We start from the raw sequence: 13,816 nt of genomic DNA on the forward strand, positions 1-13,816 counted from the left end.
CCCTTACCGGTCCGGCCGCCCCTCGGCGAAGGTTATCCTCACTTCCGTGCCCTGGCCGGAGCGGATGTCCATGGCGCCGTCCAACTGCTCAAGCAGCGAGGAGACGAGCTCCATCCCCAGGGTGCCGGTCTCCCCGGGGGCGAAGCCCTGGGGCATCCCCACGCCGTCGTCCCGGACGGAAAGCGTGAGCCGCCCCCCCTCCACACGGGCAAACCCCACCGAGACGCGCCCCCGGCGCCCACCGGGGAAAGCGTGCTTGAGGGCGTTGCCCAGAAGCTCGTTGAGGATGAGGCCGCAGGGAATCATGGTGTCGATGTCGAGGAAGACGTCCTCCGGCACGTTTATCTCCAGGGCGACCTCCGAGGTGCGGTACGACTCGAAGAGCTCCCGGGCCAGGCTGCCGATGTAGTCCCGCACGTCCACCCGCACCGGGTCCTCCGAGCGGTAGAGCTTCTCGTGTATGAGGGACATGGAAAGGACGCGGTTTCTGCTCTCCTCAAAAAGGTCCCGGGTCTCGCGGTCCTTGCTCCGGCCGGACTGAAGCCTCAGGAGGCTCGAGACCACCGAGAGGTTGTTCTTCACCCGGTGGTGTATCTCCTTGATAAGGGTCTCCTTCTCCCTGATGCTCTGGCGAAGCTGCTCCTCCATCCGCCGCCTTTCGGTGACGTCCCGGATGACCCCCACCATGGCCATGGGCTCCCCCAGGACGTCGGCGACAATTGAGGTGCTGAGCCAGATGGGAAAATCCCGTCCCCGGCAGTGCCGCACCATCACCTCCCCCTCCCAGCGCCCCTTCTCGAGCAGCGCGGGCAGGATGACCCGCTCGGCAAAGGAGGGGTCGGCGTTCATCCGGCCCACCGGCATTCCCACGAGCTCCTCCGGGGGAAAGCCGTAGATGTCCTGGACCGCCTTGTTCGAGTAGAGAATGCGCCCGTCCAGGTCCACGAGCTGGATGCCGTCGGGGGCCTCCTCCACCGCGGCGGAGAAGAGCTTGAGGGCTTCCTCCGCGCGCTTGCGCTCCGTTATGTCCTCGAGCAGGCCCACGGCGAAAAGGGGCTTCCCCGCCTCTCCGGTGATGAGACAGACCGAGAGGTTGCCCCAGAGCAGGGAGCCGTCTTTCCTGACGCACCGCTTCTCCCTGCGGTAGCTCGAAAGTTTGCCGGCGGCCAGGTCCTGGAAGAAAGCCATGTCCTTCTCCCTGTCCTCCGGATGCGTGAAGGCCAGGAAGCTCATGCCCTCCAGTTCCGACGCACTATAGCCCAGGATGCCCTCAAGAGCGGGGTTGCATTGGATGAGCTTCCCCGTGAGGTCCACGATGCCCATTCCGGCGGGCAGGTTCTCGAAAACCGCTCTGAAGTGCGCCTCGCCTTGCGGAAAAGGCGCTTCCGGGCCCTTTTCATCCCCCGGTGCCCCTGAAATCTTCCTCCCCCCCTTCGTCTCTCCCCGGTATCGACTTTCGGGAGATATTATAAATTAATATTTTCAATTTTGGAAATACAATAAAATGCGGCTCACGGCCGGGTCACCTCCTTCATCCACTTGAGATATTCCCGCAAGCCCAGCCGTATGGGCAGGGCGATGACCTCGGGGACCGCGTAGCTGTGAAGCTCCCGCACCCTGTCTGCCAGCGCCTCGAAGAGGTGCTCGCCGGTCTTGACCACCATGAGCGCTTCCGCCTCGCTCTGCACCTCGCCCTCCCAGGTGAATATCGAGCGGACATTGCCCAGGATGTTCACGCAGGCGGCCAGCTTCTCCTCTACCAGGGCCCGGCCGATGCGGGCTGCTTCCTCCTCGCTCGCAGTGGTGACCAGGACCACAAGGGATTGCATGACGACCTCCTTTCCTTGCCCGTTTCTACAGAGGCCTCGACCGATGCCCTAAAGGGCGAGGGTGCCTTCCCGGAGAAGGCTTCGCCGCTCCCCCGTCCCGAGGGTCAGGACCACCGTGGGGCCGAAGAAGACGAAGTCCTGGTGAAAGGGCGTTTTCACCCTGCCGCCGAAGGCGCTGTTGTCCCCGAGGGCCACGTGCACGGTGCCCAGTATCTTCTCCGACTCCAGAATGTTGTCCGCCCGGGAGGCCCTGTCGTTGGTGCCCACGCCGAACTCGGCGACGTTGGCGTTCTCCTCTCTCTCCGAGAGCCGCCCAGCCAGGGTGGAGGCGAACTCCTCCCGGCCCTCTATGTGCCTCACCCGTCCGCCCTCCACCTGGAGGGTGACCGGGGAGGCAAGTTTCCGCGTGGGCGCCCAGAGGAGGACGAGCCTGCCCCGGGCCGTTCCTTCCAGGGGAGCGAGGTAGGCCTCCCCGGCCGGAAGGTTTCCGAAGGAGCCGGGCTCCGAGAGAAGCCCCGTATCGGCCTCGCCCTCACGGCCGCCGGTGGAGAAGGTCAGCGAGGTGCCTTCCGGCGTCGTTACCTGCACCTGGCGGGCCGCCCCCAGGAGGGCCGCCACCGCACGGGTCCTTCGGGCCATGGCCTGCCAGTCCACCAGCATGGGGCCCGAAAGCATTTCTTCGTCGAAAAGCGGCATGCTCGCAAACCGGGCCCCTGCAAGGCGGGTGAGAAAGCGCCGGAAGGCCGTGTGGCTGGTGGAGTAGTGCGAAAGGGCGGCCACGGCCTGGACGGCCTCCCCCCGGGCGGAAAGCAATATCTCCTCCGCCCGGGCCAGGCCCTCCTCCGGGAGGGTCTTGGCGATGAGCGGAGCCAGAAGGCCGGCGTCCCGGAGCGCATCCACCGCCCTGTCGCCGAAGGCGGCCCGCCAGAGCTCCGAGGGGGGCTCGGCCCCGTGGCTTCCGGTGGCCCCGAACTCGACGTACCGCACCTGGGCCCCGAAGTCCTCCCTGCCCACCCGGGCAAGGCGCCGGGCCAGGGCCGGAAGGCGCCGCCTTTGCTCCCGCTCCTTTTCCTCGAGGTTTTCCTCCGGGGAGGGAAGGTCCGTGAAGACCAGGACGCGCTCCGCCCGCCTGAGAGCGAGGTTTACGCCGAATATTGCGTGCAAGGCATCGTCCCGAGGCACCGCCTCCTCCCCGTGAAGGCTTTCCGGATACGGGTAGTTTACCCCATTTCGGGAGGGGAAGGGGTCGGCGGCCGGCGGCGCACTATCTCCCTGTACAGAAGGGGCCGCCGGTTGGGGTAAATCGTCTCCTCCCGCCTCCACCGGGTGACCTCCTCCAGGTCGAGCCTCACGCGAAGGACGGTCTCCTCCATGCCCGCGCTGGCCAAAAGGTCCCCCCGGGGGCCGAAGACCGCGCTGTGGCCGGAGAAGAAGTCTCCCGCCCGGTTTGCATACAGGACGAAGACCTCGTTGAAGATGGCCGCCCCCCGAAGACGCCTCCACATGTACCGGACCGGAAAGGTGGCGGGCACGGCCGATATGTTGGCGATGACAGGAACGCCGGTGAGGGCGAGGGCGCGCCAGACCTCCGAGAAGGCGCCGTCGAAGCAGATGTTGACTCCCACCTTGCCGAAGGGTGTCTGAAAGCTCTTCAGGCGCCTGCCGGGCACGAACTGCTCGGTCCAGTGCACGTGTGTCTTCGCATACCGGTCCACGCCGTGGCGGTCCACATAGGTGGCCACGTTATAGAAGCGCTCGCCCCTGCGCCGGACCTCCCCGATGATGACGCGGGCGTCCACGTCTTTGACAAAGCCGTAAAACTCCTCCGAGACGGAGCTGTGCCAGGCCTTCATCCGCCTGTAGAGAAACCCCGCGGGCCTCTCATCGGAGGGGTGCCCGTGCAGGATGAGCTCGGGAAAGACAATCAGGTCGCACTCGCGGTTCTCCCTGACCACGTCCTTGAGGCGGGCCACGTGGCCGGCCAGATCCGCGGAGTTGTAGCTCGTCTGCACCAGGGCGACCGTGAGCTTCACGGGCCGCCTCATCAGGCCACCAGGAAAGGCTGCACGTACCGCTCCCTGATGTCTTCCTCTATCTGCTGCAGGTACGAGCGGGTGAGGGCTTCGCCGTACATCTCCTCTTCGTACCGGTAGAGGCTGCCCTTGTCCCGCTTGAGGTTCTTCTCCACCAGGGTCTTGTCTATCTGGCCGGCCTTGCCCTTGGCGATGTTCTCGATGATGCCGTGGATGCCGGAGCCGGACTGGGCCGGGTCCTTGGCCCGGAAGGCCAGGTAGGGGGGCACGCCCAGCTCCACGGCGGCCTGGCGGTGGACCCTCTTTCTGAGGTTGTCCTCCCACCCCTCCAGCTTGAGCCGCGGCGAGATGCGCATGGCCGTGCGGATGACGTCCCTGTCCAGGTAGGGGGCCCGAAGCTCGATGGAATGGGCCATGGTCAGCTTGTCCTCGCGCTCCAGGGTGTCGGTGTACAGGTAGTTCAGGTCTTCCCAGAGCTTCTCGTGCAGCCGGAGATAGCCGTACTTCCTCAGCACCTCGTTGTACCAGGGATAGCCGGCAAACAGCTCGTCGGCCGCCTGTCCGGTGTACATGACCCTGATGCCGTCCTCCGCGGCCATCCGGGCCGCCAGGTACATGGGGATGGCCACTTCCACCTGAAGGAGGCCTCCCTCCTCGACGTTGCGTATGATCTCGGGCACCAGGGCCTCCACCATCGCCTCGTCGATGATGGTGGTCTTCAGGGGCAGCCCCAGGTCCCCGGCCACCGCACGGGCGGCCACGATGTCGCCGGAGTCCTCGGTCCCGGTGCAGTAGCAGATGACGTTCTTGCCCTCCCGCTGAAGGAGCTTGGCCACCAGGACGGAGTCTATGCCCCCGGAGAAAATCACCCCCAGATGGCTCTCCATCAACCCCTCGAGGCGCTTCGCCACGGCCCTGAGCAGCATGACCTTGTACCGCTCCACGGCCTCCCGGAACTCCACGACGTCTATCTGGGGAAACTGAAGGGGGAAGCCCTCGTGCACCTCCGCCCCCTCTTCGGTAATGGAGAGCAGCCCCCCGGGGTGAAGCCTCCGGGGCTCGGTCATCCGGTTCCAGAGGGCCTTCTTCTCCGAGGCGAAGTAGGTGACGGACTTGTTGGTCAGGTAGTACAGGGGCTTCTTGCCTATGCTGTCGCGGGCGGCCACGATGTCCTTGCCGTCGGTGACGGCCAGGGAGTACATGCCGTCCAGGAGCCCCACCACCTTGCTCACGGCGTCCAGAAGGTCCCCCCGGTAGGTTTCCTCCAGCAGGTGGACGAAGACCTCGCTGTCGCTCGTGGTGCGAAACTCGTGGTGGCGAAGGAGAAGGGACTTGAGCTTCCGGTAATTGTATATCTCCCCATTATGGATGAGGGCCAGGCGCCCGTCGCAGGAGAGGAAGGGCTGGGTGGTCTTCTCTTGCCCCACGATCTTCAGGCGGGAATGTCCCAGGGCGATGCGGCTTTCCCGCTTGAGCGCCCCCTTCAGGTCGTCCACGGCTTCCCCCCTGGTCACCTCTTCGTCGAGGTAGACGCCGTGGGTGTCGGGCCCCCGGTGCTCCATCTTCTTCAGCATATCGAAGACGTCGGTGGAGGCTATGGCCTCCCCATGGGCAAAGTGTCCGCAAATGGTACACATGAAAAAAACGACCTCCTTTTCTTTTTTCGAAAGGGAAAGACGCAGGCCTTGTCGCGGAGAGTGTCACGGGGGAGTGCGCCTCCCTGTGGCAAAAAATTTAAGTATTATACCATCTTTGGGGCGACTTTGTCACACCCCAGGACGGGGGCGCTGCTAAGGAGCTTTCGCGGAGTCCTCCGGGGCGAGGACACTGGGGGTAATGAAGACCAGGAGCTCCCTGGCCTCCTCGTCCCTGCTCTGCCTCTTGAAGAGCCATCCGAGCAAGGGGATGCGGGAAAGGAAGGGGACTCTGCTCTCCCTCTGGGACGTGTTTTGTACCTTGATGCCGCCGATGACCACCGTGGTCCCCTCATCCACCAGAAGCTCGGTCCGCACCGTGCGGGAGAGCTTCGGCGGGAAACCCTCCACCTCGCGGGAGAAGTCGAACTCCTCGCGTTTGGCCTCTATCGTAAGGGCCACCACGTCGCCCCCCACCAGGCGGGGCGTGACCGAAAGCTCCAGGTTGGCCGCGAAGGTCTCGGCCCGGCTCTTCGGGGGGGCCTGCCCGGTCTGGATGAGGGTCTGGGTCTCCAGGGTGGGTATGAGCAGTTCGGTCCCCGTGGTGATGCGGGCCTCCCGGTTGTTGAGCACCATCACCCGGGGGCTTGACAGTATCCTGGCCGAGCCCTCCTCTTGCAAGGCCGCCAGCGTGAGGTTCACCGAGACCGTATCGGTGAGGAGGCCGAAGCCCAGCGTGAGGCCCTCCTCGGTGCCGGGCGGCAGGTTGACGGCCGCCGAGCCCTCCACCGAGCCCAGAGAGCCGAAAACGTCACCGGACTCTTCGCTGACGGTGCCGTTCCACTCTATGCCCAGGTCCCGGGACCGGGAGCTCTCGATTTCCACGATCTTGGCCTCTATGACGACCTGTTCCGGCCGCCTGTCCAGGCTCTCCAGGTACTCCGCCACCCGGGCGGTCGCCAGGGGGATGTCCTTGACCAGAAGGCAGTTGTTGGCCCGCACGGCGGAGACACTGCCCCGCCTGCTCAGGAGCCCCCGCACCGAAGCCACCACGTCCTCGGTCAAGGTGACATAGCGGAGGTGGAACTCGCGGACCTCCGTCTCCTGCTCCTCCCCCTGGAGCTTGCCCATGGGCTCGATAAGCAGGAGACTGCCTCCCTTTGAGAGGCGGTACGTGTAGTGCCGGGCCGAAAGGAGAGCGCCCAGGAGGTCCCAGAGGGGCACGTCATGGACGTCCACCGTGACCCTTCCCTCGAGCCCCTCGTCCATGACCATGCTGAGCCCGTGCGCCTCGCCCAGGCGTGTGAGCAGCTCCCGGATGTCCATGTTGGTGCCCTTGACCGTGACCAGGGGGCCCCGGTCCTGGGCAAGGGCCGGGCCGCCTCCGGGGCCCTGCGCCAGAAGAAATAAAAGCAGACCAAGCCCCCAGAGGACCGTTCCCCTCACTCCGTTTCCCCCCGATGCCAGAGACGAGCCCTTGAGGCGGTTCCTATAAAAAATCTTTCCTGAAACCGTTTCAGACGCCGTATTTTACACAACGCACGGAAAAAAATCGACCCCTCGACCGGGGCGCCTCACAAAATATAACCGCTTTTCCGGCCTTTCGCATCTGGATGCGCACCTGGCTGACACAATGCGGAGACCCCGATGCCCGGGGTGCCCACCGGGCTCAGGGGCTACGGCAAGGCTTCCGGAGGGATGGCGGACATGCGCACCTCCGCCGTGCCCCTCGGCCAGAAGGGACCCCGTGACCTGTAAGACATGCCCCCGGGGAGGTTGAGAAAGCTCAGGGACAAGATCGGGGAGGGGGCGGGGATGTGAAAAAAGCCGGAGCCTCCTCGGGGAAGGCGGGCTCTTTCAGATAAGACACCTTTTCCTTATTTTTTCCATGAAGCACCGGCCCCTCGGCAGCCCATCCGCCGTGCAGCCCCCAGGGCGGCCTCGGAGACCGAGACGGGGCGAAGGCCGTCTCCGTCAAAGAAAAGGAAAGTCTCCTCATCTCCGGCCTTCGCCAGGACCTGAAGGCAGTGCTCCCTGCCCAGCGGGGCCAGGGCCATGAGGGCCGCGCCCCTCACGGAGGGGTCGGGGTCCTCCAGGTGGACCTCGGCCACGGGCGCGAAGGCCGCCGTGAGGTCGGGCCGGACCTCCCCCACGCGGGCCATGGCCCGGAGGGCCCCGGCGCGGAGGAACTCCTCCTCGTGGAAGGAGATGACCACGGGCAGCACGTCGGCGAAGGGGTCGGGGTTGGCCCTGAGGACCTCGCCCAGGATGTCCGGGCCGCTCCGGGGGTTGGTGCCCGATTCCTCCCGCATCATCCAGAGAACACGCTGGATGAGGCCCCGGGCCCGGTCCTGGGGCATCCGCCCGGCGATGAGCCCGATGGCCCTGATGGCCCGCCAGGAGGAGGCCTCCTCCATGTCGTACGAACGGGATATGAGGAGCCGCACCGTCCGGGGCTCCTCGCGGGCCAGGGCGAGGAGACCTTCGGTCTCCCCGCTTGAAAGGAGGCGGGAAATGCGCTTTCTGAGGTCCATGGACAACCGGGTCAGGGCCGCTTCCGGGCCCGCCTGTGCTGGCCCGCCGCCCGCATCATGCCCTCGGCCCACTCCGGGGAGCCCAGGGCGTGCAGGTGGGTATAGGTGCCGAAGGCCCTCTTTCGGAAAAGGCCGTCCCGTCCACGGGCAATGCCCGTGCCTCGCTCCATCCTGAAGGCCAGGGCTGCCTCCCCCGGAAGGGCCTCCGGGTCGGCCACCTCCGAGTAGTGAAACTCATGCCCCCGGAGCACCGTGCCCCGCCTGAAGAAGGGGTTGGCCCGGACCACCCTTGCCACGGTGTAGCCGTGGGCCCGGGGCCTCTCGTGCATGAGGAAGCTCACCGGAAAGACCCCGGCCATGGGGTGGCGCTTTCCCTTCAGGCGTAGGCTCTCCCCCAGGTACATGAGTCCGCCGCATTCCGCATAGACGGGAAGCCCCTCCTCCACGGCGTGCCGGAGGCTCCGGCGGAAGCGACCGTTTCCCGCCAGGGCCAGGGCGTGCGTCTCGGGGAAGCCGCCCCCGATGTACAGGGCGTCCAGGCCGGGGGGAAGGCGGTGGGCCCCGAGGGCGCTCACCTCCACGACCTCCGCCCCCCGGCGCCGGAGCTCCTCGAAGTTCTCCGGGTAGTAGAACTGAAAGGCCCGGTCCCGGACGACCCCCACGCGCGGGGGGCCGGGCGCCCCTTCGGCCGGCGGACGCTCCGCTTCCCTCACGGGGGTGAGGGGCGGAGCGCTCCGGGCCACGGCAAAGGCCCTCTCCAGGTCGACGTAGCGGGTGACCAGCTCGCCGGTGGCCTCCACGGCGCTTTCCACCTCCGGGTGCTCCTGCCAGGGCACAAGGCCCATGTGCCGCTCGGGGAACTCGGCCCCGCCCAGGCGGGGGATGGCCCCGAGGACCGGGACCCCGGCCAGCCGCTCCACGGCCTCCCGGGTGACCGCCTCATGCCGGGCTCCCGCTATGTTGTTGAGGACCACGCCCGCAACCGTCACCCCCCTTTCGAACCGCCTGGCCCCGTAGACCAGGGCGGCCACCGTGCGGGTGGCCTTGGTGCAGTCCACGATGAGGATGACGGGGCTTTTGAGGATGCGCGCCACTCTGGCGGTGCTCTGGCTGCCCTCGGCGTCCATGCCGTCGAACAGGCCGCGGTTTCCCTCTATGACCGCGCAGTCCGCTCCCCCGGCATGGGCAAGAAACGAGGAGAGCACCCGCTTTTCGCCGATGAGGAAGGGGTCGAGGTTGTAGCAGGGGCTCCGGGCGGCCTGGGCCAGCCAGCCCGCGTCTATGTAATCCGGCCCTTTCTTGAAAGAGACGGCCTGAAGCCCCCGTTTCCTCCAGGCACGGACCAGCCCAACAGAAAGGGTAGTCTTGCCCGCCCCTCCCCTGAGGCCGGCAATGACTACCCTCGGAATGCTTGCTTTATCGGGCAAGGCGCTACTTTATCATGCCCTTTTCCCGGAGATACTCCTCACTGGGTATTTCCACGGAGCTGGCGCCTCCGCCGTAGGAGTACATCAGGCGGCCCACGTCAATCATCTCGCGCAGGGCTTTCTTCACCTCGTCCTTCTCCACGCCGGCATCGGCCGAGACACCCTTGATGATGTCCTTTTCCTTGAGCTTCTTCTTGCCCTTGGCCTTTTCGACGAAGGCGAAGATCGTATTTTTCAGTTCCTCCTTCTCCATACCCGTGCCTCCTTCTTGCGGGGGGGACGGTGCCCCGCCGCCCCCCCACATGGGTTTAATATTTGAACGCAGCCGACGTCCTCAGTGTATCACGCATGAAGGTGAAGTCGTCAATGTGCTGGAACGTGAACGGGATGCCGGTCAGCGAGAAAAACCTCTCCCAGCCGATGCGCTCTATCCACTCGCCCACCCTCTCGTGCTTCCGGGCGTGGCTTGCGTAGGTCTCCAGGATGGTCTTGAGGTGCTTGATGACCGTGGGCCAGCGGGGCGGCTCGTTGGGGATGTAGGGCACGGCAAGTTTCGAGAACATGGGGCCCTTCCTCAGGCTGCCCACCTTGCCCCCGACCATGATGGCCACGCCGTCGTTCTCGGGGTTGTGGATGTCGACGGGCGGGCAGACGGTGAAGCAGTTGCCGCAGTACATGCACTTATCGGCGTTGATCTTTATGCTCTTCTTCCCCGGGTCGGGACTGATGGCCCTGGTGGGGCAGGAGGCAACGGTGGTGGGAATCTCGCACATGTTCTTCACCAGTTCGTGGTCGATGTGCGGCACCTTCCTGTGCACGGCCACCACGGCGATGTCGGAGCAGTGCACCGCCCCGCACATGTTCACACAGCAGGCCACGGCCAGCCGGACCTTGTTGGGCAGGGACTTCTCCACGAAGTAGTCGTGGAACTCGTCCATCATGGCCTTGACCAGCCCGGAGGCGTCGGTGCAGGCGCTGTGGCAGTGGACCCAGCCCTGGGTGTGCACGACGTTGCTGACCCGCGGGCCGATGCCCCCGACGGAGTAGCCCCGCTTCTGCAGCTCGGCCTTCAGGGACTTGACGGTCTCCTCCTTGTCGGTGAGGAACTCCACGTTGTTGCGGGTGGTCCAGCGGATGTAGCCGCCGCAGAACTTGTCGGCCACCTCCAGCATGTCGCGGATGGTGTCGGTGGAGAGAATCCGCGGGGAGCCGATCCGCACGGTGAACACCTTATCCCCCGAGTTGGCCACGTGCACGCTCACCCCGGGCTCCAGGAGCTCGTGGTACTTCCAGTCGCCGTAGTTCTTCTTTATGACCGGCGGAAGGAACTTCTCGTAATGCGGCGGTCCGATGTCCGTCTGCCTCTTTTCCTTGGCTTCAGTTTCGGTAAGCCACTGTGCTGACATGATGGCAAGCCTCCTTTATGAAATCTTTCTTTCCGGTTTTAGCCGAGGTCCTCATCCTTCCAGAAGAAGAAGGGGTCCTTCCGCGGCTCGTAGACCTGCTGGGGCTGCGCCTCCACGCCGATGGCCTCCAGGAAGGGTCTCATGCCCTTGGCCTCGATGAGCTCGCCGATTCTCTCGCGGGGCTTGGCGTTGTCGTCCCACCACTCGATCATCTTGTCGGCGAGGTCCTTGAACTCCTCGTAGGGGGGCTCCATCTTCATGAAGGGCACCACCACCCAGGACAGGAGCGAGCCCACCACGATGGGGGCCTTGGAGCCGATAAGTATGGACGCGCCCTTCTCGGGGCCGGGGCCGAGGGCCTTGGTCATCTTGGCGATGCAGTGCATGCAGCGGGAGCACTCGGCGTTGTTGATTTCGAGCTTGCTCTCGTAGCTCATGCAGCCCGTGGGGCACATGTCCACGATCTCGGCCTTGATGTCCATGCCCTGCTTGGCGTAGTTCTCCACCTCGCCCTGGTCAATCTGGATGTCCCCCCTCCAGGTGCCGATGATGGAGCAGTCGGCCCGGGCGATGGAGGCCACGCAGTCCACGGCGCACCCGGCGATCTTGAACTTAAACTTGTAGGGCCACATGGGCCTGTGCAGCTCGTCCTGGTAGGCCTGGGTGAGGGTGTTGGCCAGGTTCATGGTGTCGATGTTGGACCATTCGCACTTGGAGGCCCCCATGCAGCAGCTGGGGGTTCTCAGGGCCGAACCCGAACCGCCCAGGTCCCAGCCCCGGGAGGAAATCTCGGCGAAGAAGGGCTCCAGGGCCTCGGTCTTGCATCCCAGCATGACCATGTCCCCGGTGGAGCCGTGCATGTTGGTCAGGCCGCTTCCGTACTTGTCCCAGAGGTCCAGGATCTCGCGGAGAGAGTCCGACTTGTAGTAGAACCCGCTGGGCTGGTTGATACGCACGGTGTGGAAATGGGCCACCCCGGGGAACTCGTCCGGCAGGTTGGAGTACCGGCCGATGACTCCCCCGCCGTAGCCCAGGACGCCCACGATGCCGCCGTGCTTCCAGTAGCCGCGCTTCGTCTTGTAGGACTTCTCGAGCTGACCGAGCTCATCCGCGGCCGCTTCGTGCTTCTGGGCCGCCTTCTTGATCTCGGTGACGAAACTGGGCCACGGACCTTTCTCTAGCTCGTCCAGAAGTGGCGTGTCGTACTTCTTCATCTGACTCAGACCTCCTTCGTTGTTTTTCTGGTTCATGAAGACGAGGAAATGAGTACTAAGCCTAATATACCCCTCTGAAAAGGGTCAAATAAAAAAATTTAATCGGCGGATAAAATTCTGTGCGCAGCCCATGGCCGGTCGATTTACTCGCCTTTGCGGATTTGCTAAGATGAAGCCGGACAGGGCGCCTTCGGTACAAACAACGGCAACGTGGAGGGATGCGCATGGCCTTTCAGGACCTCGTCACCGAGATGCATGACTTGATTGACTCCATGGTCGAGGGCATAGACGGCCTGTACACCGCCCTCATTTACAGCAACGTCAAGGTCATGGCCGACGTGGAGGCCTCCATCCAGCACGTCCGCGAGCGCATGCCCGCCCTTACCGAGAGCCTCATAGAGGGGGAGAAGGACACCGACCTGGCCATGAAGTACGCCGGCCTGCCCTCCCACATAGAGCGCATCGGCGAGAACCTGGGACGCATCGCCCAGGCCATCAAGGGAAAAATCGCCGAGAACATCCTCTTCAGCGACAAGGCAATCTCGGAGCTGGAGTACCTGTTCGGGCGCGTCCGGGACATGATGGCCAATACCAAGGACATGATATTGGCCAGGAACACCCTGGTGGCCAGGCACCTGGAAGAATCGGAAAAGGCCCTGGAAAGCACCGCAAACGTCTACGCCACCCTCCATGAGGAGAGGCTCATCGAGGGGCTCTGCATGCCCCGGGCCAGTTCGCTGTATCTGGAGATGATAGAGTCCTTCAAGGGCATCGCCTGGCACTGCAAGGAAATTGCACGCACCCTCGTCCGATAGGCTCGCCCCCCTCAGGGTCGCCCTGGGTGCCGGGGAGCTGGCCGCGCGGGCGGACGCCCTGACCGGGGCCCTCCGGAACTGCCGGCTCTGCCCGCGGGCCTGCGGGGTGGACAGGACCCGGGGGGAGCTGGGGTTCTGCGGCATCGGAGAGAAGCCCGTGGTCGCCAGCTGGGGGCCGCACTTCGGGGAGGAGCCCCCGCTGGTGGGGCGAGGCGGCTCGGGCACCATATTCTTTACGGGCTGCAACCTGGGCTGCGTGTATTGCCAGAACTGGAGCATCAGCCACGGGCGCGAGGGCCGGGAAGTCTCCATCGAGAAGCTGGCCGACATCATGCTCACGCTCCAGGAGGACGGCTGCCACAACATAAACGCGGTCACCCCCACCCACCAGGTCCCCATGCTCCTCAGGGCCCTGGACCTGGCCACCGGCAAGGGCCTGCGTCTCCCCCTGGTGTACAACTCGGGAGGCTACGAAGCCCTGGGAACCCTCCGGGCCCTGGACGGGGTCGTGGACATCTACATGCCCGACATGAAGTACGCCGACCCCAAGGCGGCCCGGGTCCTCTCGGAAGCCGAGGACTACCCCCGGGTGGCCCGGGCCGCCCTCCTGGAAATGCACCGGCAGGTGGGAGACCTCGTCATGGACCAGAGGGGCGTGGCCCTGAGGGGCCTCCTCGTCCGGCACCTGGTGCTCCCCGCGGGGCTGGCGGGCACGGAGGAGGTCTTGAGGTTCGTCGCCGAGGAGATATCCCGGAACACCTATATGAATATCATGGACCAGTACCAGCCCTGCTTCCGGGCCTTCGCCCACCCGCCGCTGGACCGGCGCATTACGGCCGAGGAGTACCGGGAGGCCCTGAGGCTGGCCGAAAAGTACGGCCTGCACCGCCTGGCCTGAGGCCGGCGGTTGCCTCAAGGGAACAA

General features: G+C 65.1%; 13 protein-coding genes. 2 read left to right on the top strand and 11 right to left on the bottom strand.

What is annotated here, in order from left to right:
* Positions 1 to 3 precede the first annotated feature (3 nt).
* The 11 genes from P8Y39_02950 to dsrA form a co-directional block, all read right to left on the bottom strand.
* Positions 4 to 1,419, bottom strand: coding sequence for a PAS domain S-box protein (locus P8Y39_02950; protein MEJ2191294.1), 1,416 nt, complete (start codon positions 1,417 to 1,419; stop codon positions 4 to 6).
* Between the two features lie 92 nt (positions 1,420 to 1,511).
* Entirely contained in the window at positions 1,512 to 1,829 is a 318-nt protein-coding gene (gene cutA / locus P8Y39_02955) for a divalent-cation tolerance protein CutA (GenBank protein MEJ2191295.1), read from the bottom strand.
* Positions 1,830 to 1,877: 48 nt separating this feature from the next.
* Complete coding sequence (locus P8Y39_02960; protein ID MEJ2191296.1) at positions 1,878 to 3,011, bottom strand: aminopeptidase; 1,134 nt, start codon at positions 3,009 to 3,011, stop codon at positions 1,878 to 1,880.
* Positions 3,012 to 3,049: 38 nt separating this feature from the next.
* Positions 3,050 to 3,862, bottom strand: a complete 813-nt coding sequence (locus tag P8Y39_02965; protein MEJ2191297.1) for a carbon-nitrogen hydrolase family protein — start codon at positions 3,860 to 3,862, stop codon at positions 3,050 to 3,052.
* An 11-nt stretch (positions 3,863 to 3,873) separates the two neighbouring features.
* Entirely contained in the window at positions 3,874 to 5,499 is a 1,626-nt protein-coding gene (locus tag P8Y39_02970; GenBank protein MEJ2191298.1) for an asparagine synthetase B, read from the bottom strand.
* Positions 5,500 to 5,652: 153 nt separating this feature from the next.
* Positions 5,653 to 6,942, bottom strand: a complete 1,290-nt coding sequence (locus tag P8Y39_02975) for a secretin N-terminal domain-containing protein (protein MEJ2191299.1) — start codon at positions 6,940 to 6,942, stop codon at positions 5,653 to 5,655.
* A gap of 431 nt (positions 6,943 to 7,373) precedes the next feature.
* On the bottom strand, positions 7,374 to 8,036 hold the full coding sequence (locus P8Y39_02980) for a hypothetical protein (protein MEJ2191300.1): 663 nt from the start codon (positions 8,034 to 8,036) through the stop codon (positions 7,374 to 7,376).
* A 5-nt stretch (positions 8,037 to 8,041) separates the two neighbouring features.
* Complete coding sequence (locus tag P8Y39_02985) at positions 8,042 to 9,457, bottom strand: cobyrinate a,c-diamide synthase (protein ID MEJ2191301.1); 1,416 nt, start codon at positions 9,455 to 9,457, stop codon at positions 8,042 to 8,044.
* 4 nt (positions 9,458 to 9,461) lie between these two features.
* Positions 9,462 to 9,710: a hypothetical protein gene (locus P8Y39_02990; protein ID MEJ2191302.1), complete on the bottom strand. Its 249-nt coding sequence runs from the start codon at positions 9,708 to 9,710 to the stop codon at positions 9,462 to 9,464.
* 55 nt (positions 9,711 to 9,765) lie between these two features.
* Complete coding sequence (gene dsrB / locus P8Y39_02995) at positions 9,766 to 10,863, bottom strand: dissimilatory-type sulfite reductase subunit beta (protein MEJ2191303.1); 1,098 nt, start codon at positions 10,861 to 10,863, stop codon at positions 9,766 to 9,768.
* A gap of 38 nt (positions 10,864 to 10,901) precedes the next feature.
* Positions 10,902 to 12,077, bottom strand: coding sequence for a dissimilatory-type sulfite reductase subunit alpha (dsrA, locus tag P8Y39_03000; GenBank protein ID MEJ2191304.1), 1,176 nt, complete (start codon positions 12,075 to 12,077; stop codon positions 10,902 to 10,904).
* Positions 12,078 to 12,301: 224 nt separating this feature from the next.
* Here dsrA and P8Y39_03005 point away from each other — a divergent pair, with 224 nt between their 5' ends.
* Positions 12,302 to 12,892: a hypothetical protein gene (locus P8Y39_03005; GenBank protein ID MEJ2191305.1), complete on the top strand. Its 591-nt coding sequence runs from the start codon at positions 12,302 to 12,304 to the stop codon at positions 12,890 to 12,892.
* Positions 12,870 to 13,790, top strand: a complete 921-nt coding sequence (locus P8Y39_03010) for a radical SAM protein (protein ID MEJ2191306.1) — start codon at positions 12,870 to 12,872, stop codon at positions 13,788 to 13,790. Before P8Y39_03005 ends, P8Y39_03010 begins: the two co-directional genes overlap by 23 nt.
* The last annotated feature ends 26 nt before the right edge of the window (positions 13,791 to 13,816 follow it).

Source organism: Nitrospirota bacterium, assembly GCA_037386965.1.
Classification (GTDB): domain Bacteria; phylum Nitrospirota; class Thermodesulfovibrionia; order Thermodesulfovibrionales; family JdFR-86; genus JARRLN01.

What these genes read in the sequence shown, in the direction of transcription:
- cutA (MEJ2191295.1), bottom strand. Translation starts at nt 1,829, where the DNA reads ATGCAATCCCTTGTGGTCCTGGTCACCACTGCGAGCGAGGAGGAAGCA.
- P8Y39_02970 (MEJ2191298.1), bottom strand. Translation starts at nt 5,499, where the DNA reads ATGTGTACCATTTGCGGACACTTTGCCCATGGGGAGGCCATAGCCTCC.
- P8Y39_02990 (MEJ2191302.1), bottom strand. Translation starts at nt 9,710, where the DNA reads ATGGAGAAGGAGGAACTGAAAAATACGATCTTCGCCTTCGTCGAAAAG.
- dsrB (MEJ2191303.1), bottom strand. Translation starts at nt 10,863, where the DNA reads ATGTCAGCACAGTGGCTTACCGAAACTGAAGCCAAGGAAAAGAGGCAG.
- dsrA (MEJ2191304.1), bottom strand. Translation starts at nt 12,077, where the DNA reads ATGAAGAAGTACGACACGCCACTTCTGGACGAGCTAGAGAAAGGTCCG.
- P8Y39_03005 (MEJ2191305.1), top strand. Translation starts at nt 12,302, where the DNA reads ATGGCCTTTCAGGACCTCGTCACCGAGATGCATGACTTGATTGACTCC.